General features: G+C 71.2%; 15 protein-coding genes and 1 tRNA gene. 7 read left to right on the plus strand and 9 right to left on the minus strand.

Annotated elements, in window-relative coordinates; translation table 11 throughout:
* Positions 1 to 20: 20 nt before the first annotated feature.
* Positions 21 to 1,712 carry a phenylacetic acid degradation protein PaaN gene (gene paaN, locus ACZ7D7_RS20575; protein WP_470825980.1) on the plus strand — a complete coding sequence of 564 codons (1,692 nt, stop codon included), beginning with the start codon at positions 21 to 23 and terminating at the stop codon, positions 1,710 to 1,712.
* Between the two features lie 91 nt (positions 1,713 to 1,803).
* Here the strand turns inward: paaN and ACZ7D7_RS20580 are convergent, their stop codons facing one another.
* From ACZ7D7_RS20580 to ACZ7D7_RS20615, 8 genes are all read right to left on the minus strand, one after another.
* Positions 1,804 to 2,643 (minus strand): TrmH family RNA methyltransferase, encoded by an 840-nt coding sequence (locus ACZ7D7_RS20580; RefSeq protein ID WP_470825981.1) that lies wholly within the window; start codon positions 2,641 to 2,643, stop codon positions 1,804 to 1,806.
* Positions 2,640 to 3,851: an HTTM domain-containing protein gene (locus ACZ7D7_RS20585; protein WP_470825983.1), complete on the minus strand. Its 1,212-nt coding sequence runs from the start codon at positions 3,849 to 3,851 to the stop codon at positions 2,640 to 2,642. The genes ACZ7D7_RS20580 and ACZ7D7_RS20585 overlap by 4 nt, the downstream gene beginning before the upstream one ends.
* On the minus strand, positions 3,848 to 4,795 hold the full coding sequence (locus ACZ7D7_RS20590; RefSeq protein WP_470825984.1) for a DUF5819 family protein: 948 nt from the start codon (positions 4,793 to 4,795) through the stop codon (positions 3,848 to 3,850). The genes ACZ7D7_RS20585 and ACZ7D7_RS20590 overlap by 4 nt, the downstream gene beginning before the upstream one ends.
* Positions 4,796 to 5,067: 272 nt before the next feature.
* On the minus strand, positions 5,068 to 5,397 hold the full coding sequence (locus tag ACZ7D7_RS20595; RefSeq protein ID WP_470826219.1) for a rhodanese-like domain-containing protein: 330 nt from the start codon (positions 5,395 to 5,397) through the stop codon (positions 5,068 to 5,070).
* 115 nt (positions 5,398 to 5,512) lie between these two features.
* Positions 5,513 to 6,313 (minus strand): hypothetical protein, encoded by an 801-nt coding sequence (locus tag ACZ7D7_RS20600; RefSeq protein WP_470825985.1) that lies wholly within the window; start codon positions 6,311 to 6,313, stop codon positions 5,513 to 5,515.
* 53 nt (positions 6,314 to 6,366) lie between these two features.
* On the minus strand, positions 6,367 to 6,909 hold the full coding sequence (locus ACZ7D7_RS20605) for a hypothetical protein (RefSeq protein ID WP_470825986.1): 543 nt from the start codon (positions 6,907 to 6,909) through the stop codon (positions 6,367 to 6,369).
* Between the two features lie 40 nt (positions 6,910 to 6,949).
* Positions 6,950 to 8,461 (minus strand): DUF2252 domain-containing protein, encoded by a 1,512-nt coding sequence (locus ACZ7D7_RS20610; protein WP_470826221.1) that lies wholly within the window; start codon positions 8,459 to 8,461, stop codon positions 6,950 to 6,952.
* A gap of 223 nt (positions 8,462 to 8,684) precedes the next feature.
* Positions 8,685 to 8,768, minus strand: a tRNA-Leu gene (locus tag ACZ7D7_RS20615).
* A gap of 622 nt (positions 8,769 to 9,390) precedes the next feature.
* On the opposite strand from ACZ7D7_RS20615, the gene ACZ7D7_RS20620 reads away from it, so the two are divergent.
* From ACZ7D7_RS20620 to pknB, 6 genes are all read left to right on the plus strand, one after another.
* Entirely contained in the window at positions 9,391 to 10,248 is an 858-nt protein-coding gene (locus ACZ7D7_RS20620) for an FhaA domain-containing protein (protein ID WP_470825987.1), read from the plus strand.
* Between the two features lie 10 nt (positions 10,249 to 10,258).
* Entirely contained in the window at positions 10,259 to 10,771 is a 513-nt protein-coding gene (locus tag ACZ7D7_RS20625) for an FHA domain-containing protein FhaB/FipA (protein ID WP_470825989.1), read from the plus strand.
* A gap of 128 nt (positions 10,772 to 10,899) precedes the next feature.
* Complete coding sequence (locus ACZ7D7_RS20630; RefSeq protein ID WP_470825990.1) at positions 10,900 to 12,435, plus strand: Stp1/IreP family PP2C-type Ser/Thr phosphatase; 1,536 nt, start codon at positions 10,900 to 10,902, stop codon at positions 12,433 to 12,435.
* Positions 12,436 to 12,462: 27 nt separating this feature from the next.
* Complete coding sequence (locus tag ACZ7D7_RS20635; RefSeq protein WP_470825992.1) at positions 12,463 to 13,905, plus strand: FtsW/RodA/SpoVE family cell cycle protein; 1,443 nt, start codon at positions 12,463 to 12,465, stop codon at positions 13,903 to 13,905.
* Complete coding sequence (locus ACZ7D7_RS20640; protein ID WP_470825993.1) at positions 13,902 to 15,377, plus strand: peptidoglycan D,D-transpeptidase FtsI family protein; 1,476 nt, start codon at positions 13,902 to 13,904, stop codon at positions 15,375 to 15,377. The genes ACZ7D7_RS20635 and ACZ7D7_RS20640 overlap by 4 nt, the downstream gene beginning before the upstream one ends.
* A gap of 171 nt (positions 15,378 to 15,548) precedes the next feature.
* Entirely contained in the window at positions 15,549 to 17,549 is a 2,001-nt protein-coding gene (pknB, locus tag ACZ7D7_RS20645) for a Stk1 family PASTA domain-containing Ser/Thr kinase (protein ID WP_470825994.1), read from the plus strand.
* A gap of 75 nt (positions 17,550 to 17,624) precedes the next feature.
* Here pknB and ACZ7D7_RS20650 read toward each other — a convergent pair whose 3' ends face one another.
* Entirely contained in the window at positions 17,625 to 18,374 is a 750-nt protein-coding gene (locus ACZ7D7_RS20650) for a class E sortase (RefSeq protein ID WP_470825995.1), read from the minus strand.
* Positions 18,375 to 18,386 lie beyond the last annotated feature (12 nt).

Consider the following 18,386-nt stretch of genomic DNA (forward strand, 5'->3'; position numbering starts at 1 on the left):
AGACGAGGAGTTGGTCCCGCATGGCCGCCGAACTGACCGCGCACGACCTGATCGCCAGGCACCGGCCCACCCTCGACCAAGCGCTGGAAGCCATCCGCACGCGCGCGTACTGGTCCCCGCACCCCGAGCACCCCAAGGCGTACGGGGAGGGCGGCAGCCTGGACATGGCCGCGGGCAAGGCCGCCTTCGACGCCCTGCTCGGCACCCGCCTCGACCTGGACCAGCCCGGCACGGACGACTGGGTGGGCGGCGAGGTCTCCCCGTACGGCATCGAGCTGGGCGTGACGTACCCGCACGCGGACGTGGACGTGCTGCTGCCCGCCATGAAGGCCGGGATGCGGGCCTGGCGGGACGCCGGCGCCGAGACGCGCGCGGTGGTCTGCCTGGAGATCCTCAAGCGCATCAGCGACCGGACCCACGAGTTCGCCCACGCGGTCATGCACACGTCCGGCCAGGCCTTCATGATGGCGTTCCAGGCGGGCGGCCCGCACGCGCAGGACCGCGGCATGGAGGCCGTGGCGTACGCGTACGTGGAGCAGGTCCGCACGCCCGACACCGCGGAGTGGACCAAGCCGCAGGGCAAGCGCGACCCGCTCGCGCTGACCAAGCAGTTCACGCCGGTCCCGCGCGGCATCGGCCTGGTGATCGGCTGCAACACCTTCCCGACGTGGAACGGCTACCCGGGCCTGTTCGCCTCCCTGGCCACGGGCAACGCGGTCCTGGTCAAGCCCCACCCGCGCGCGGTGCTGCCGCTGGCGCTCACCGTGCGGGTCGCCCGCGAGGTGCTCACCGAGGCCGGCTTCGACCCGAACCTGGTCGCGCTGGCCGCCGAGCGGCCCGGCGAGGGCATCGCCAAGACCCTCGCGACCCGCCCGGAGATCCGGATCATCGACTACACGGGCTCCACGTCCTTCGGCGACTGGCTGGAGACGAACGCCCGACAGGCCCAGGTCTACACGGAGAAGGCCGGCGTCAACACGGTGATCGTCGAGTCGGCCGGCAACTACAGGGGCATGCTCGCCAACCTGGCGTTCTCCCTGTCGCTCTACAGCGGCCAGATGTGCACCACCCCGCAGAACCTGCTCATCCCGCGCGACGGCATCACCACGGACGAGGGCCCCAAGTCCTACGACGAGGTGGTCGCCGACCTCGCGAAGGCCGTGGACGGCCTGCTCGGCGACGACGCCCGGGCGAACGCCCTGCTCGGCGCCATCGTCAACCCGGACGTCAAGGCCCGTCTGGAGGCCGCCGCCGGACTCGGCGAGGTCGCCCTCGCCTCCCGCGAGATCACCAACCCGGACTTCCCGGGCGCCGTGGTCCGCACGCCCGTGATCGTGAAACTGGACGGCGCGAAGCCGGACGCCGAGGCCGCCTACATGAGCGAGTGCTTCGGCCCGGTCGCGTTCGCCGTCGCGGTCGACTCGGCGGCCGACGCGGTGGAACTGCTGCGCCGCACGATCCGCGAGAAGGGCGCCATGACGGTCGGCGCGTACACCACCGACGCCGAGGTCGAGCAGGCCGTGCAGGAGGTCTGCCTGGAGGAGGCGGCCCAGCTCTCCCTCAACCTCACCGGCGGGGTGTACGTCAACCAGACGGCCGCCTTCTCCGACTTCCACGGCTCGGGCGGCAACCCGGCGGCCAACTCGGCCCTGTGCGACGGGGCGTTCGTCGCCAACCGGTTCCGCGTCGTCGAGGTCCGCAGGGAGGCGTGAGCCGGCGCGGAGGACGCGTAGGCCGAGCCGGACGCGGCGGGCACGGCGGACGCGGCGGGCACGAAGGGAGCGCGCGGCGGGGCGTGAGGGCCTACGCCGGCGCGCCCCCGGTCCCGCCCGCGCTCCAGTGGTACAGCGTCATGGCCACACTGGTCGCGAGGTTGTAGCTGGACACCTGTGGGCGCATCGGCAGCGCCACCAAGTGGTCGGCGCGGGCGCGCAGTTCGGCCGACAGCCCGCTGCGCTCCGAACCGAACGCGAGCAGCGCGTCGTCCGGCAGCTTCACCCCGCGGATGTCCTCCCCCTCGGGATCGAGCGCGAAGACCGGCCCCGGCGGCAGTTCCTCGACGGCCAGCCGCTCCACGGCCGTCGCGAAGTGCAGCCCCGCCCCGCCGCGCACCACCGTGGGGTGCCAGGGGTCGAGGGTGCCGGTGGTGACGACACCGGTCGCGCCGAAACCGGCGGCCAGCCGGATCACCGCCCCGGCGTTGCCCAGGTTCCGCGGGTTGTCGAGGACCACCACGGGCGTCGTCCGGGGCGTGTGCGCCAGCCTCCGCACGTTGGCCGCGCGGGAGGGCCGTACGGCCAGGGCGGCGACGGCGGTCGGATGCGGGCGCGGGACCAGCCCGCGGTACGTCGCCTCCGGCACCTCGGTCAGCAGCCCGTCCAGCGCGGCGAGGACGTCGGGCGCCAGTTCCTCGGCGAGCGCGAGGGCGGCCGACCGGTCGGCGGTGACCGCCACGGGCACCTCGGCACCGAACCGCACGGCGTGCTTGAGGGCGTGGAAGCCGTCGAGCAGCACGGCCGTGTCCGCGAGCCGGTGCCACAGCCGCAGGGGATCGGAGCCGGAGCCGCGGTCGAAGCCAGAGCCGGAGTCGGTGCCGGAGCCGCGGTCGAAGCCGGAGTCGGAGCCGGAGCCTGCATCGGTCATGCCGGGAAGCCTACGTGCGGCTGCTCCGCCTTCTCCTCGGCACGCTCGTCCGGCGCGGTCGTACGGTCGCCGCGGCCCAGCGCCCGGTCACGCGCGCGTGCCACCCAGCCGCCCACCCGGCGCAGGAACGGCGTCGGCAGGAACACCGCGTCCGCCGCGATCATCGCCAGCGAGAAGAACGGCAGCCCGAGCACCACGGCGATCACGGCGTGCTCGGTCATCATCGCCACCAGCAGGACGTTCTTCACCCGCCGGTTGAACAGCGTGAACGGGAACGCGACCTGCACGATCACCGTCCCGTACGTCACCAGCAGCATCATCGTGGCGCTGGCGGTCAGCAGGTCGGCGAGCGCGGGCCAGGGCGAGAAGTAGTCCAGGTGCAGCGGGTAGTAGACGGCGGTGCCGTCCTGCCAGCGCGAGCCCTGGATCTTGTACCAGCCGGCCGTGGCGTAGATCAGGCACGCCTCGGCCATGATCACGAACAGCGCGCCGTTGTGCACGATGTTGCCGACGGCGTCGAGCATCATGCGCGGCCGCCCGGTCCGGGACCGCCGCCCGACCACCCACCACACGGCCTGCGCGAGCCACACGCCCCACAGCAACGCCGGGATGACGAGGTCGCCGTCGAGCCTGCCCGCCAGGGTCACCGCGACGAGGACGAACCCGAGCACGGACCACAGCACGGGCCCGGTCCGGTCCACGACCCGCTCGCCACGCGCGAGTGCGGCCCGCGCCCGGCGCTCCCGCCGCTCGTCCAGCGACCACACCTGCGCGCAGCGCGTGAACACCAGGTAGATCGACATCAGGTGCAGGACGTTGTCGCCGCCGTCGCCCATGAAGATGCTGCGGTTCTGCAGCGACAGCACCCCGACCATGAACAGCACCGACATCGTGCGGGTCCGCCAGCCGAGCAGCAGCAGCACGCTGGTCAGCACACCGAACGCGTACACCGCCTCGAACCACAGCCGCCCGTCCGACCACATCAGCACCGTGAACGCGCCGTTGGACCCGATCAGTTGCTGGGCCAGGTCCCAGGACCAGGGGCCGTCCGGTCCGTACAGCTCGTGCCGGTGCGGAAGCTCGCGCAGCAGGAACAGCAGCCAGGTCAGGCTGAAGCCGATGCGGATGACGGCCGTCTGGTACGGGCCGAGCGCGGCGCCGGTGACGCGGGCGATGGCCTGGGAGAAGTACAGGGCGAGACGGTTCACCGCGCGCTCCCCTCGGTCGAGGCGGCGGCGTCGGCTTCGGCTTCGGCGTCAGCGGTGTCGGCTTCGGTGGCTTCGGTGGCTTCGGTGGCTTCGGTGGCTTCGCCGTCAGCGGTGTCGGTGCCGACGGAGACCGACCACCAGGGCAGCACCCGGTAGGTCGGCTTGTCCGAGACGCGCTCCCGCGTCCACTCGGGCGGCTGCACGTTGGTGGTCCGGGACCGGACCTGGACCCGCTCGACGCTGCCGCCGGGGCCGGCCACGCCGGCGCGGTCCAGCCGCATCACCACGATGCGCCGCAGATACGACTCGGACAGCGCGCCGCGCATGCCCATCGGGCGGTTGTCGCTGCCGTGCGTGGCGGTGAAGAAGTCCCAGGCCCGGCGCAGTTCGTTCTGCTGGGTGTGGCTCGGCAGCAGGTTGCCGTCGATGGCGCGGCCGTCCTGCGCGGACAGGTCGTACCAGCCGGTGGTCCGGGTCCCGCCGTCGCCCGTGCGCACCTCGGCGCGGACCTGGACGGCGATGTTCTGCTGCAGCGGGTTGGGCGCGAACAGCTTCCAGTTCTGCTCGAACTCCGGATATATCCAGTCGTCGATGGCCTGGCCGTGCTGCTTGGTGATGGTGTTCGCCGGCGCGACGTGCAGGAACGACATGCCGAGGTGGACGCAGACGGTGGCCGCGACGACCGCGAGCGCCAGCGCCACGGCTATCTGGTGGCGCGGCGAGAGCGTGGTGATGTCGACGGGCTTCGGCTCGTCGGGCGACAGAGCGACGCTCGCATCCGCAGTGGCCGTGGGGGGCGTGGGGGGCGGAGAGGCTGGAGGAATCGGAGAGGCCGGAAGGGCAGGAGTCGGGGAGGCCGGAGGGGCCGGAGAGGCCGGAGGGGCCGGAGAGGCCGACGTGTCCGGCCCCCGCCGGTCGTCCGAGCCTCCGTCGTACGCGTCCATTCCGCCCCGTTCCCCGATGTGTCCGGTCCGTCGGTCAGCCGGTCCGTCGTTCCGTCGGTCAGTCGTTCCGTCCGCCCGGCCCTGGCGCCGGCCCACGGGGCCGCGTCGCATCGCCGGATTCCGCCGCTCCGCGGCGTTCGCACGGAACGGTACTCAGACGCGCCCGCCCGGCACACCCCCGGTCGGCAGTCCCGGCCGGTCGTGGCCACACCGGATCACCGACGGATCGGGACATCCCTCGGGTTAAGGACATCCCGTCCGGCGGGCGTCGACTACAGGACGTGCCCCGGCTGTCCGTCGTCCGTCACGACGGGACGGCCCGCGGCCTCCCACACCTGCATGCCGCCCGCCACGTTCACGGCGTCGATGCCCTGCTGCGCCAGATACTGCGTGACCTGCGCCGAACGGCCACCGGAACGGCAGATCACGTGGATCGTGCCGTCCTGCGGGGCGGCCTCGGTCAGCTCGCCGTACCGGGCCACGAACTCACTGATCGGGATGTGCAGCGCCCCTGCCGCGTGACCGGCCTTCCACTCGTCGTCCTCGCGGACGTCCAGCAGGAAGTCGCCGTCCTTGAGATCCGCGACCTGAACCGTGGGCACACCAGCTCCGAATTGCATACCCCCGACGCTACCGGACCGCCGGGCCCGGCCCGCAAAGTGCCGCCTGCCGCGCTCCCGCCGACGACGTCACGTCGCGACCCGGGACCGACACCCCCTAAGGGGCGTCCAGCAGCGCCGCGAGCTGCGCCTCGCGCTCGGCGACGTCGGAGGACAGCCGGCCGGCGATCTCTTCCAGGAGCGCGTCCGGGTCGTCCGGGGCGAGCCGGAGCATGGCGCCGATAGCGCTGTCCTCCAGCTCCTTCGCGATCACCGCGAGCAGTTCCTTGCGCTGGGCGAGCCACTCCAGGCGGGCGAAGAGCTCCTCGCCACGGCTCGGACCGCGCTCGACCTTCGGACCGGCCGCCCACTCCTCGGCCAGCTCCCGCAGCTCCGTCTCGTCACCGCGGGCGTAGGCGGCGTTGACGCGGGTGATGAACTCCTCGCGCCGCGCACGTTCCTTCTCCTCCTGCGCCAGATCGGGGTGGGCCTTGCGGACGAGGTCGCGGAAGAGCTTGCGGGCGCCCTCGCTGGGGCGCACCCGCTGCGGAGGCCGCACCGGCTGGTCCGTGAGCATCGCCGCGGCCTCCGGGAACAGCCCGTCCCCGTCCATCCAGCCGTTCAGCAACTCCTCGACGCCGGGGATCGGCGCGAGGCGGGCCCGCGCCTCCTCGGCACGACGGCGGTCCTCGGGGTCGCCGCTGCGGGCGGCCCGGGCCTCCAGGATCCGCGCGTCCAGCTCCTCGATCCGCGCGTACATCGGACCGAGCCTCTGCTCGTGCAGCCGCGAGAAGTTCTCGACCTCGACGCGGAAGGTCTCCACGGCGATCTCGTACTCGATCAGCGCCTGCTCGGCGGCCCGCACGGCCTGTTCGAGCCGGTCCTCGGGCCGCGGCTGCTCAGCTTCCGGGGTCGTCACCCGGCCAGCCTAGGCCACGGCCCCCGCGGCCTCGCCACGCCCCGGGGGCCGGATCACCGGTCCTCGGGACAGCCGGCGTCCACCCAGGTCGCCGACAGGTCACGGCAGGTCACCACCAGCGTCCCGCCCCGGCAGGCGATCTCGTGGGCGCAGCCCTCGGAGTGCGGCAACACCTCGTCGAGGACCACGTCCCCCAACTCGGCCACCCCGTCACTGACCAGCCGGGCCACCCCGTCCCCGCTCGCCCCGCCCGCTCCTTCGCCGCCCGCTCCTCCGCCGTCCGGGACGTCGACCCGGACGGCGACCCGAACGTCACGCACCCCCTCGTACCGGACGACCAGGTCCACGTCGTGCTTCCAGCAGTTGTGCCGGAAGCGGATCTCCAACTCGCCGTCCCCGCACCGCCGTACGGTCACCGGCGCAAGGTCCTTCACGCACCGGCGGCCCGAGAAGTCGTAGTGCCCCGGGTCGGTGGCGAACGCCCGCGCGCCCGGCGGCAGCCGCGGCGCCAGCTCCGGCAGCCGCGCCAGACAGGGCCCCGGGTCGAGTACGCCGGTCAGCTCACCCGCCACGCCGTCCACGTCCACGTACCTCACCCGGCGCTCCAGGCCCGCTGGGCGGCACCGCGACGGCGCGTCACACGCCCAGTTCCGCCGCGACGCGGCCCGCGCGTATCGCCGTGACCAGGTCCGCGTGGTCGGCCTCCGTGCGGTCGGCGTAGGCCACGGCGAAGGCGGCCACCGCCTCGTCCAGTTCCTCGTTCTTGCCGCAGTAGCCGGCGACGAGGCGCGGGTCCGCGCTGTGGGAGTGGGCGCGGGCCAGCAGGGCGCCGGTCATGCGCGCGTAGTCGTCGACCTGGTCGGCGGCGAGCGCGGCGGGGTCCACGCTGCCCTTGCGGTTGCGGAACTGCCGCACCTGGAACGGCCGCCCCTCCACCGACGTCCAGCCGAGCAGGATGTCGCTGACGACCTGCATCCGCTTCTGCCCCAGGACCACGCGCCGCCCCTCGTGCGCGACCTCCGGTATCTCGAACCCTGCGGTCACCAGATGCGGCAGCAGCGCCGACGGCCGGGCCTCCTTCACCTGGAGCACCAGGGGCTCGCCCCGGTGGTCCAGCAGCAGCACGACGTACGACCGCGTTCCGACGCTGCCCGTGCCGACGACACGGAACGCCACGTCGTGCACCGCGTGCCGGGCCAGCAGCGGCAGCCGGTCCTCGGGCAGCGTGGCCAGGTACGGCTCCAGGGACGCCGCGACCGCCGCGGCCTCCGCGTCCGGCACGCGCCGCAGCACCGGCGGGGCGTCGACGAAGCGGCGGCCGCCGTCCTCGGTCGGCTCGGTCGACTTCGCCGCGAAACGCCCGCTGGTGTTGGCGCGGGCCTTCTCGGAGACCCGCTCCAGCGTGCCGAGCAAGTCGTGCGCGTCCGTGTGGGAGACCAGTTCCTCGTCCGCGATCGCGTTCCACGCGTCCAGCACCGGCAGCCGGGCCAGCAGCCGCATGGTGCGCCGGTAGGCCCCGGCCGCGTCGTGGGCGGCCCTGCGGCAGGTGTCCTCGTCCGCCCCGGCCTCCCGGCCGGCGAGCACCAGGGACGCCGCGAGCCGCTTGAGGTCCCATTCCCAGGGGCCCGGGACCGTCTCGTCGAAGTCGTTCAGGTCGATGACCAGGCCGCCGCGCGCGTCGCCGTACAGCCCGAAGTTCGCCGCGTGCGCGTCGCCGCAGATCTGCGCGGGGATCCGCGTCGTCGGCGTACGCGCCAGGTCGTACGCCATGAGGCCCGCGGAGCCGCGCAGGAAGGCGAACGGCGTGGCCGCCATGCGGCCCACCCGGAGCGGGGCGAGCCCGGGGATGCGGCCCCGGTTGGACTCCTCGACCGCGCCGACCGCGTCGGGCCGGGCGGCGTCCAGGTCGAGCACGGCGTGCGCGCCGCGCGGGACGCCGTCGCGCAGCGCCTTGCCGGCCTCCTTCACCGACCCCGCGTCCGGCCACCGCGCGAAGCCGCGCACCCGGGGCAGCCGCCGCGCCCCGCCGTCGGCGGACGCCTGCTGCGCCGGAACCGCGCCCGCGCCGCCGGAACCGGCAGCCCCGGCCCCGACCGTCCCCTCATCGACCTCGGTCACCGCGACCGCCTCCCCCGCACGCACGAACATCGACTCGTGCCGACGGTACAGCCGGCGGCCGGACACGGTCAGACCCTGTGGACAACCTCCATTGAGGCCGCCACCGGGGCTGCCTGAGACGTTCCTCACAGCCCGCACCCGTACCGGCACCCGCGCGGCACTGGTCCGCGGCCCTGGTCCGCGGCCTTCCGTACCCGTCTCCGGGCACACGAAAACGGGCGGCATCTTGACGATGCCGCCCGTTCTCACGGTGTGCGCGAGGGGGGAGTTGAACCCCCACGCCCTTGCGGGCACTGGAACCTGAATCCAGCGCGTCTGCCTATTCCGCCACCCGCGCATTGGGTGTGTCTTCCGGTCCCGCCCTTTCGGGCCTGGCGCCTTCCGACACCCAGAACATTAGCACGCTGTACGGGGTGGATTCACATCCCTTCTCTCCCGCGAGAACGGCCGACTCCCTCCCGCGAGAACGCCGGCGCGCGGACCGCCCGACGCCCGCCCCGGCACCGCCCCAGCACCGTCCCGGCACCCTCCCGACGCCCGCGCGACGGCCCCCGGCAGGCCGCCGAGCAGGGCACCACCGCCCCTCCCGCGCCCCACCAGTCCCACACGTATCAACCCGCACCTGTTCACGTATCAACCTCGTACCGGTCCCGGGCATCTGGCCAGGAGCCGGTCGGGGACCGCAGTCAGGTGCGGGACACTGGTCTACGGCCCCCTCTACGATCCAGGGCAGGAGTACGCGCAGGCATGCTGCCCGAAGGGTTCGAAGAGGAGCCCCGCAGGGAACGTCGTCAGGCGTCGACACCCGTCGACCGGGCGGACAGGGGGAACCAGCCGATTCACCGGCGCGTGGATACGATCAGTAAGCAGTACCAGGTGGTCACGCCGGACCGCGGGACGGGACGGCACGACAGAACGCAGCGCAGTACACAGGACGGCAACGGCGGAGGAGGTGCCCCATGGGAGTCCTGAAGAAGTTCGAGCAGCGTCTCGAAGGTCTGGTCAACGGCACCTTCGCCAAGGTGTTCAAGTCCGAGGTGCAGCCCGTGGAGATCGCGGGAGCACTCCAGCGGGAGTGCGACAACAACGCGACGATCTGGAACCGCGACCGGACGGTCGTACCCAATGACTTCATCGTGGAGCTGAGCGCTCCCGACTTCGAGCGGCTCAGCCCGTACTCGGGCCAGCTCGGCGACGAACTCGCCGGCATGGTGCGCGACTACGCGAAGCAGCAGCGCTACACCTTCATGGGCCCCATCAAGGTCCACCTGGAGAAGGCCGACGATCTCGACACCGGTCTGTACCGGGTGCGCAGCCGCACGCTCGCCTCCTCCAGCAGCCAGCAGGCACCGGCCTCCGCGCCGCCCGCCGGACGGCCCCCGGCAGGCGGTGGCTACGGCTACCCGCCGCCCGGTCAGCCCGCCGGCGCTCCCCCCATGCCAGCCGCGCCGCCACCCGGCGCCGGCCGCCCCGGCGGCTACGGCTACCCGCAGCCCGCCACGGCTCCGCGTCCCGGCGCGACCCCGCCCGGCGCACGCACCCGCCACTGGATCGAGATCAACGGCACCCGCCATCAGATCTCCCGCGCCACGCTCGTGCTGGGTCGCAGCACCGACGCCGACGTGCGGATCGACGACCCCGGCGTCTCCCGCCGGCACTGCGAGATCCGGACCGGAACGCCCTCGACGATCCAGGATCTCGGGTCCACCAACGGCATCGTGGTGGACGGGCAGCACACCACCCGCGCTACGCTCCGCGACGGCTCGCGGATCGTCGTGGGCAGCACCACCGTTATCTACAGGCAAGCCGAAGGGTGATCCGGGGGCAATGTCAGAGCTGACCCTCACGGTCATGCGGCTGGGTTTTCTGGCCGTACTGTGGCTGTTCGTGATCGTGGCCGTGCAGGTCATCCGCAGCGATCTGTTCGGTACGCGCGTCACCCAGCGGGGGGCCCGCCAGGAGGCCGCGCGGCCGCAGCAGGCCGCACGACAGGCCGCGCCCCCACCGCAGCGCGGCCAGCAGGGCGGCGGCCGCCAGCGCCGCAACGCCCCCACCAAACTCGTGGTGACCGAGGGCACCCTCACCGGCACCACCGTCGCGCTCCAGGGCCAGACCATCACCCTGGGCCGGGCGCACGACAGCACGATCGTGCTGGACGACGACTACGCCTCCAGCCGCCATGCCAGGATCTACCCGGACCGAGACGGCCAGTGGATCGTCGAGGACCTGGGCTCCACGAACGGCACCTACCTGGACCGGACCCGGCTGACGACCCCCACACCGATTGCGCTGGGCGCGCCGATCCGCATCGGCAAGACCGTCATCGAGCTGCGGAAGTAGTGCTACGTCATGAATGAGCGCGAGCGGAGCGAGCACGCAGCGGCGCCCGGCACCCCGGGCCCCGGCGCGCTCCCGACCGGAGGGTGGGCACCGTGCGGATGTACCCGGAGCCGACGGGCGAGGTGCGCATGAGTCTGTCACTGCGCTTCGCCGCCGGATCGCACAAAGGCATGATCCGGGAGGGCAACGAGGACTCCGGTTACGCGGGCCCGCGCCTGCTCGCCATCGCCGACGGCATGGGCGGCGCCGCCGCCGGCGAGGTCGCCTCCTCCGAGGCGATCTCCACCATCGTCGCGCTCGACGACGACGTCCCCGGCTCCGACATCCTCACCTCGCTCGGCACGGCCGTACAGCGCGCCAACGACCAGCTGCGCTCCATGGTCGAGGACGACCCCCAGCTGGAGGGCATGGGCACGACCCTGACCGCCCTGCTGTGGACCGGCCAGCGCCTCGGCCTCGTGCACGTCGGCGACTCGCGCGCGTACCTGCTGCGCGACGGTGTGCTGACGCAGATCACGCAGGACCACACCTGGGTGCAGCGCCTCGTCGACGAGGGCCGCATCACCGAGGAAGAGGCCACCACCCACCCCCAGCGCTCCCTGCTGATGCGCGCCCTCGGCAGCGGCGACCACGTCGAACCCGACCTGTCCATCCGCGAGGTGCGGGCCGGCGACCGGTACCTGATCTGCTCCGACGGCCTGTCCGGCGTCGTGTCCCACCAGACGCTCGAGGACACCCTCGCCAGCTACCAGGGCCCGCAGGAGACCGTGCAGGAGCTGATCCAGCTCGCGCTGCGCGGCGGCGGCCCCGACAACATCACCGTGATCGTCGCCGACGTCCTCGACCTGGACACGGGCGACACCCTCGCCGGGCAGCTGTCCGACACGCCGGTCGTGGTCGGCGCGGTCGCCGAGAACCAGCACCAGCTGCACGACAACGGCATCATGCAGACCCCCGCGGGCCGCGCCGCGCACCTCGGCCGCCAGGGCGGCGGAGGGGGCGGTGAGTTCGGCCCGCCGGGCAGCGGCGACACCACCGGCTACGTCCCCGCCGCGACGTTCGGCGACTACGGCGACGACGACTTCGTCAAGCCCCGCAAGAACCGCAAGTGGCTGAAGAGATCCCTCTACGGCGTGCTCGTGCTCGCCGTCGTCGGCGGCGGCATGTACGGCGGCTGGCGCTGGACGCAGACCCAGTACTACGTCGGCGCCAACGACGAGCACGTCGCGCTGTACCGCGGCATCAGCCAGGACCTGGCCTGGGTCTCGCTGTCGGACGTGGAGAAGGACCACCCCGAGATCGAACTCAAGTACCTGCCGCCGTACCAGCAGAAACTGGTCAAGGCGACCATCACCGAGGGCGACCTGAAGAACGCCCAGGCGAAGATCCAGGAACTGTCGGTGCAGGCGTCCGCGTGCAAGAAGGAGGCGGAGCGGCGCGCCGCGGAGAGCGAGAACAACGCGAGCACGGGCGAGGGCGAGGCCGGAGGCACGCTGGGAACCAGCCGCACCTCCCTCACGTCCAAGGCCACGGCGACACCGAACCCCTCGGCGTCGCCGTCGACTTCACCGTCGGCACCGGCCAAGGGCACCCCGACTCCGACACCCGGCCCGAGCCTCTCGGAGCAGGAGAAGAAGGTCGTCTCGCTGTGCAGCAAGCAATAGGCAAGCCGTGAGAGGCCCCGTCACACGATGAGCAGTCCAACCAACTCGCCGACGCACCACACGTCAACGATCGGCTCCATCGGCGCACCGAGCCGGCGCAACACCGAGCTCGCGCTGCTCGTGTTCGCCGTGGTGATCCCGGTTTTCGCCTACGCCAATGTGGGGCTGGCGATCAATGACGAGGTTCCCACCGGCCTGCTGAGCTACGGTCTGGGCCTCGGTCTGCTGGCAAGCATCGGCCATCTCGCCGTCCGGAAGTTCGCGCCGTACGCGGACCCGCTGATGCTGCCGCTGGCCACCCTGCTGAACGGGCTCGGGCTCGTGGCCATCTGGCGTCTCGACCAGTCCAAGCGCCTCAGCAACTACGCCGAGGCGGCGCCGCGCCAGCTGCTGTACTCGGCGATGGGCGTCGCGCTGCTCGCGGTCGTGCTGATCTTCCTCAAGGACCACCGCGTCCTGCAGCGCTACACGTACATCTCCATGGCCGGTGCCCTGTTCCTGCTGATCCTGCCGCTGGTGCCGGGTCTTGGCGCGGACATCTACGGCGCCAAGATCTGGATCAAGATCCCCGGCCTCGGCACGCTTCAGCCGGGCGAGTTCGCCAAGATCGTCCTGGCGGTGTTCTTCGCCGGCTATCTCATGGTCAAGAGGGACGCGCTGGCTCTGGCCAGCCGCCGTTTCATGGGCCTGTACCTGCCTCGCGGCCGCGACCTCGGCCCGATCCTCGTGGTCTGGGTGCTGTCGATCCTCATCCTGATCTTCGAGACCGACCTCGGTACGTCGCTGCTGTTCTTCGGAATGTTCGTCATCATGCTGTACGTCGCCACCGAGCGGACCAGCTGGATCGTCTTCGGTCTGCTGATGTCCGCGGTCGGTGCCGTCGGCGTGGCGAGCTTCGAGCCGCACATCCAGACGCGTGTGCAGGCCTGGCTCGACCCGATGCGCGAGTTCGAACTCTCCCGAGCCGGAGTCCAGGACGGCATCATCCACTCCGAGCAGGCCATGCAGGCCCTGTGGGCCTTCGGCTCCGGGGGCACCCTCGGCACTGGCTGGGGCCAGGGGAACTCCGATCTCATCGGCTTCGCCGCCAACTCCGACTTCATCCTCGCCACCTTCGGCGAGGAGCTGGGACTGGCGGGCGTCATGGCGATCCTGCTGATCTACGGGCTGATCATCGAGCGCGGCATCCGCACCTCGCTCGCGGCCCGCGACCCGTTCGGCAAGCTGCTGGCGATCGGCCTGTCGGGCGCCTTCGCCCTCCAGGTCTTCGTCGTGGCCGGTGGTGTCATGGGACTCATCCCGCTGACCGGTATGACGCTGCCCTTCGTCGCGTACGGCGGTTCGTCCGTCATCGCCAACTGGGCCCTCATCGGCATCCTGCTCCGCATCAGCGACACCGCCAGGCGCCCCGCACCCGCCCCTGCCCCCAACCCCGACGCCGAGATGACCCAGGTGGTCCGCCCGTCATGAACAAACCCCTGCGCCGGATCGCGATCTTCTGCGGACTCCTCATCCTCGCCCTGCTGGTCCGCAACAACTACCTCCAGTACGTCAAGGCCAACGACCTGGCCGACGACGACGAGAACCGCCGCGTCAACATCGAGCGCTACTCCACCCCGCGCGGCAACATCATCGTCGACGGCAAGGCCATCACCGACTCCGTCGAGTCCAAGAGCGGCGACTACAGGTACAAGCGCACCTGGACCAACGGCCCCATGTGGGCGCCTGTCACCGGCTACTCCTCGCAGGCGTTCGGCGCCAACCAGCTGGAGAAGCTGGAGGACGGCATCCTCTCCGGCAACGACGACCGGCTGTTCTTCCGCAACACCCTCGACATGCTGACCGGCAAGCACAAGGAGGGCGGCAACGTCGTCACCACGCTCAACGGCGAGGCGCAGAAGGCCGCCTTCCGGGGGCTGGGCAACAAGAAGGGCGCCGTCGCCGCGATCGAGCCGGCCACCGGCAAGATCCTCGCGCTGGTGTCGACCCCGTCCTACGACCCGTCGAAGTTCGCCGGGAACTCCGACAAGGACGCCGAGGCGTGGAAGGCCGTCCAGAAGCAGAACAACCCCGACAACCCGATGCTGAACCGGGCGCTGCGCGAGGTCTACCCGCCCGGCTCCACCTTCAAGGTGGTCACCGCGGCCGCGGCGCTGGAGAACGGCGAGGTCTCGGAGATCGACGAGCCCACCAAGACGCCGGACCCGTACCAACTGCCGCAGACCACCGGCAACCCGCTCACCAACCAGCACGGTGAGTGCAAGAACGCCACCCTGAAGTACGCCCTGATGGTGTCCTGCAACACCGTCTTCGCGAAGCTCGCCGACAACATCGGCAACGAGAAGATGATCGAGCAGGCCGAGAAGTTCGGCTACAACAACCCGGAGCTGGACACCCCGGTCCGCGCCGCGGAGAGCGTCTACCCCGAGGACAACGCCCCGCAGAACGCCATGGACGGCATCGGCCAGGCCTCCAACCGCGCCACCCCGCTCCAGATGGCCATGGTCTCCGCGGCCATCGCCAACGACGGCAAGCTGATGAAGCCGTACATGGTCGACCAGCTCAAGGCCCCGAACCTCGACACCATCGAGACCAGCGAGCCCGAAGAGCTGTCCCAGGCCGTCTCCTCCGAGACCGCGCAGAAGCTCCAGAAGATGATGGAGGCCGTGGTCAGCGAACCGCAGGGCACCGGCTCCAGCGCGAGGATCGACGGCGCTACGGTCGGCGGCAAGACCGGCACCGCCCAGCACGGCCTCAACAACAGCGAGAAGCCGTACGCCTGGTTCATCTCCTACGCCAAGCTGTCCGACGGCAGCTCACCGGTGGCCGTCGCCGTGGTCGTCGAGGACGGCGCCGCCAACCGTGACGACATCAGCGGCGGCGGTCTCGCCGGTCCGATCGCGAGGGACGTGATGAAGGCGGTCATCGACAGCAAGGAGTGAGCCCGCTCACGTCTGCTTCACATCGGTGCACGTTGCGGTACCGGTCCGGTATCGGCTGACGGGCTTGGCCAGGTCATACAAAACGAGCCGGGTACGGTAGGCCCGGACGGCAGCCTCCGGCCGCACACACCTGTGCCGGTCGGGACCGACGGAGAGGGCTGGTAGGTAGCTATGGAAGAGCCGCGTCGCCTCGGCGGCCGGTACGAACTGGGCCAGGTGCTCGGTCGCGGTGGCATGGCGGAGGTCTACCTCGCGCATGACACCCGCCTCGGCCGCACCGTGGCGGTGAAGACGCTTCGCGCGGACCTCGCACGCGACCCGTCCTTCCAGGCCCGGTTCCGCCGGGAGGCCCAGTCGGCCGCCTCGCTCAACCATCCCGCGATCGTGGCGGTCTACGACACGGGCGAGGACTACATCGACGGGGTCTCGATCCCGTACATCGTCATGGAGTACGTCGACGGCTCCACGCTCCGTGAGCTGCTCCACAGCGGTCGCAAGCTGCTGCCGGAGCGCACGCTGGAGATGACCATCGGCATCCTCCAGGCCCTGGAGTACTCGCACCGCAACGGCATCGTCCACCGCGACATCAAGCCGGCCAACGTGATGCTCACGCGCAACGGCCAGGTCAAGGTGATGGACTTCGGCATCGCCCGCGCCATGGGCGACTCCGGCATGACGATGACCCAGACGTCCGCGGTGATCGGCACCGCCCAGTACCTCTCCCCGGAGCAGGCCAAGGGCGAGCAGGTCGACGCCCGGTCCGACCTGTACTCGACCGGCTGCCTGCTCTACGAACTGCTGACGGTACGCCCGCCCTTCGTCGGCGACTCCCCGGTCGCCGTCGCGTACCAGCACGTGCGGGAGGAGCCGCAGGCACCGAGCGTCTTCGATCCCGAGATCACGCCCGAGATGGACGCGATCGTGCTGAAGGCGCTGGTCAAGGACCCCGACTACCGCTACCAGTCCGCCGACGAGATGCGCGCCGACATCGAGGCCTGCCTCGACGGCCAGCCCGTCGCGGCGACCGCGGCGATGGGCGCGGTCGGCTACGGCGGCTACCCCGACGACCAGCCGACGACGGCCCTGCGCGCGGACGCCGGCGGCGGTGCCACGTCGATGCTGCCGCCCATGAACCCGGACGACGGCGCCTACGGCTACGACGACCGCCCCGACCGGCGCCGCCAGAAGAAGTCGAACACCTCGACGATCCTGCTGGTCGTGGCGGGGATACTCGTCCTCGTCGGCGCCATCCTGATCGGCAAGTGGGCGTTCACGGGCGACAGCGCCGGAAACGACACGGTCGCGGCACCGAACTTCGTGGGCGAGACGAAGTCGGGGGCCCAGAAGCTGGCCACCAACGCCGACCTGGAACTGTCCTTCACCTCCAAGCCCTGCGAGGACCAGAGCCAGGGCAAGATCTGCTCACAGAATCCGCCGGCCGGCACCAAGGTCGACAAGCAGTCCACGGTGAACCTGGTGGTGTCCACCGGTGCGCCGAAGGTCGCGGTGCCCAGCGTGATCGGCCTCGAGCTCAAGGACGCCAAGGAGAAGCTCGAGGGCGACGACTACGAGCTGACCGTCGAGACCGAGACGCGCGAGTCCTCGGAGGACCCGGGCACCGTCCTCGACCAGGACCCGATCAAGGGCACCGAGGTCGAGAAGGGCTCGACGATCACGCTGACGGTGGCGAAGGAAGAGGCGAAGGCGACGGTGCCGGACGTCGCGGGCAAGACCTGCGACGAGGCCGTGGCCCAGCTGAAGGACAACGAGCTGGCGGGTACCTGCAGCGAAGTGGAGACCGACGACCCGAACCTGGTCGGCAAGGTCATCACGACCACGCCGGCGTCCGGTTCCTCGGTCGACAAGGGCTCCACGGTGACCATCCAGATCGGCAAGGCCAAGGAGAACCAGCAGACCCAGGTCCCCAACATCCAGGGCCAGGCCCTCAAGGACGCCAAGAAGGCGCTCCAGGACGCAGGGCTCCAGATCGGCAACATCACCGGCCCCGGTGACGACAACGCGATCGTGCTGGCCTCGAACCCCGGTCAGGGCACCCCGGTCCCGAAGGGCACCAAGGTCGACCTGGTCACCGCCGGGCAGACGAACGGCGGCGGCCAGAACGGCGGCAACAACAACGGCGGCATCTTCGGCGGCATCACCGGCGACGACTGATCCGCCCGCCCGTCACAGGACGAGAGCCCCGGCACCTCCACGGTGCCGGGGCTCAGTCGTGTCGTGCGGCGCGCGTCAGCGCAGTTCCTTCGGCGGCGTACGCTCCGCGTCGACCTTCTCCACCCGGTCCAGTTCGCCCCAGACCACGTAGCGGTAGCGGCTCGTGTAGACCGGGGTGCAGGTCGTCAGGGTGATGTAGTGGCCGGCCTTCTTCTTCCCCGACTCCTCGGGGACCGGGGAGAGGACCTTGACGTTGTACTTCGAGGTCTCGGGAAGGATGCCGTAGACCTTGTAGACGTACCACTTGTCCTTCGTCTCGAAGACGATCGCGTCGCCCTTCTCGAGCTTGTCGATGTGGTGGAACTTCGCGCCGTGGCCGTCGCGGTGGGCGGCGAGTGAGAAGTTGCCCTTCTTGCCCGACATGGGCAGGGCCGACTTGACCGGGTCCGTGTAGTAGCCGGCGACGCCGTCGTTGAGGATCTTCGACGTGGTGCCCTTCTCGACGAGGATCTCGCCCTTCGTCATCTCCGGGACGTGCAGGAAGCCGATGCCGTTCTTCGTGTCCAGCGCGCCGGGTCCGGAGTCCTGGGCCCAGCTGTCACGGACCTTGTCGGCCTGCTTGCCGGCCTCCCGGTCCGCGACGACGTTCGTCCACCACAGGGAGTAGACGACGAACAGGCCCAGCACCAGGCCCGCCGTGATCAGGAGTTCGCCGAAGAGTCCGACGGCCGTGGCCAGCGGGCCCGTGCCGCGGCGGCGTGCCGCGGGAGGGGGTGACTGGAGCGCGTCGGTGTGCTCTTCGGTGCCGTCGGTGGTCGCTGCCACGTTTCATCTGCC

Source organism: Streptomyces sp. NPDC037054 (assembly GCF_055606745.1).